Origin of the sequence: Bacteroides caecigallinarum (assembly GCF_021530995.1) — a bacterium.
GTDB lineage: Bacteria > Bacteroidota > Bacteroidia > Bacteroidales > Bacteroidaceae > Phocaeicola > Phocaeicola faecigallinarum.
Genome location: NZ_JADYTF010000202.1, coordinates 1 through 2,500, shown reverse-complemented (window position 1 = coordinate 2,500; position 2,500 = coordinate 1). Strand labels below are relative to the sequence as shown.

At 42.8% G+C, this 2,500-nt stretch carries 1 protein-coding gene; it reads left to right on the top strand.

What is annotated here, in order from left to right:
• Positions 1-576 precede the first annotated feature (576 nt).
• Positions 577-2,385, top strand: coding sequence for a reverse transcriptase/maturase family protein (locus tag I6E24_RS15945; RefSeq protein ID WP_235329657.1), 1,809 nt, complete (start codon positions 577-579; stop codon positions 2,383-2,385).
• The last annotated feature ends 115 nt before the right edge of the window (positions 2,386-2,500 follow it).

Below are 2,500 nucleotides of genomic sequence, written 5' to 3'. Positions count from 1 at the left end.
TATGCGAGTGCGCCCAGATTGGTCGCTTGATAAATACTTCTGTAGCAAGAAGTTAGGATTGGGTTCAATATAATCCTATCGTCAATCAGCTTATCCGACGGGGAAACCTAACGGGGAGTGTAGCATGCTGATTAAAGCCCTGAGTCTACTAATAGCCAAGTAGCGACTGAAGGGCAAGACGAAACGACATATACAAGGATGAAACCTTGATTGGTTGAACGATAGTTCGGTGGTACCACATCTTGCAATAGCGGAAGGCTTTTATATACGCTATTTCATAGTACTCTGGCTATTTTGTGCGTTAGTGCAGAGCATTAAGAACCGACTATGACACAGCCGCAATAAGCGGACAAGAACGAAAGTCGCATCCGACAATATGTCACGCTAATAGTTATCAAGTGAAACTAACTGGGGATTGCCTAAGTCAGAACGCCTCAAAGGCTATGAGAGCTGGTCTCTGAATATCTGATATGGCAACGGAGTTCCCATAGTAGTCCGAGCAAGTTAACGGCTTGTACATGGCGAAGGGGAACAGTCCATAACTTTAGTACAAACAAAGGAAAACGTGAGAGACGTATGAGAAATCCCGAGCAAGTATTAAACATTTTAGCTGAACACAGCAACGAGTCAGGTTACAAATACGAACGACTCTATCGTATTCTGTTCAATGAGCAGATGTTCTTAGTCGCATATCAGCGCATTCATGCAAAACCAGGCAATATGACACCCGGTACTGATGGACAGACGGAGGACGGCATGAGCATTGACAAGATACACGCATTAATAGACAGTCTCAAAAGCGAAGTCTATAGGCCTAAACCGGCAAAGAGGGTTTACATACCGAAGAAGAGCGGAAAGTTACGTCCGCTCGGTATCCCTACGTTTGCAGATAAATTAGTGCAAGAGGTAGTGAGAATGGTTCTCGAAGCCATATACGAAGGATATTTTGAACGGACTTCACATGGTTTCAGACCACACAAAAGCTGCCACACGGCACTTAAGAGTCTACAGAATAATTTCAACGGAACAAAGTGGTTCATTGAGGGAGACATAAAAGGTTTCTTTGACAATATCAACCATGGCGTGATGATAGAAATTCTGAGGGAACGCATATCTGACGAACGTTTCCTTCGGTTAATACGTAAATTTCTCAACGCTGGATATTTGGAAGAATGGCACTTCAATAGAACTTATTCGGGTACGCCTCAAGGTGGAATTATCAGTCCAATACTGGCTAATATCTACCTGGACAAGTTCGATAAGTATATGAAGAAGTATGCACAAGATTTCCATAAGGGTAAAGTTAGACACCGCAACAAGGATATCGGCAGACTGAACAATCGAGTTCACTATCTAAAGAAGAGAATGAAGGAGGTGACGGACGTTGATAAATTGGAAGCAATGCGGGAGGAAGTTCGTAATAAGCAACAGCAAATACTGACTATGCCGAGCGGTAACGATATGGATGAGAATTTCCGTAGATTGAATTATGTACGCTACGCTGATGATTTCCTTATAGGGGTCATTGGAAATAAAGCAGAGTGCGAGAAAATCAAGGCGGATGTCACACAATTTATGCAAAAGAAGCTAAAATTGGAAATGTCACAAGAAAAGACCTTGATAACCAACGCACAAGACAGTGCAAAATTTCTCGGCTATGAAATATCAGTCCGTAAAGATTACACAACGCAGAAAAATGCAAGAGGAGAAACTCGTAGACATCGTAATGGTAATGTGATACTACACGTATCACGAGAAGTAATAAAGAAGAAGCTACTGAGTCTTGAAGCCATGAATGTGAAAACACGAAATGGCAAAGAAGTGTGGAGTTCTAAAGGTAGAACATACCTGATAGACAATGAGCCACAAGACATAGTAGCACGTTTCAACACAGAAATCAGAGGATTCTACAACTACTACTCCATTGCAAACAATGCATCGGCACTTGGACGTTCATTTGGATGTATCATGAGGTTCAGTATGCTAAAGACATTTGCGCAAAAACTTAACAGTTCCGTCAGAACCATAACAGACAAGTATCGTGAAGATGATAAATTTGTGGTGTGGTATACGGACAAGAAAGGCGAACGCAAACCAAGGGTGTTTTACAATGAGGGCTTCAAGCGTATTACCGACTTGGGAACTCAAAAATGTGATAACTTGCCCTACCTGTTCAACACTCCATCTATGAGTCTGGTCGAAAGACTGACTGCAAATAAGTGTGAGTTGTGCGGAAAAGAAGGAAATGTTGTGTCACACCACGTCAGGAAACTCTCAGAATTAAGAGGCAAAACCGGATGGGAACGTAAAATGCTCAAAATGCATAGAAAATCTTTAATCGTCTGTGCAGAATGTCATAACATGATTCATGCGGAGAATAGCTAAAATGCCGTTATGGGCGGAGAGCCGTATACATGGAGACGTGTACGTACGGTTCGGAGGCAGGCTGTCGGAAACCTACCACCGTAAGGTGGCATGGCGCCGACAGCCGAGCCTACAG

What these genes read in the sequence shown, in the direction of transcription:
- I6E24_RS15945 (WP_235329657.1), top strand. Translation starts at nt 577, where the DNA reads ATGAGAAATCCCGAGCAAGTATTAAACATTTTAGCTGAACACAGCAAC.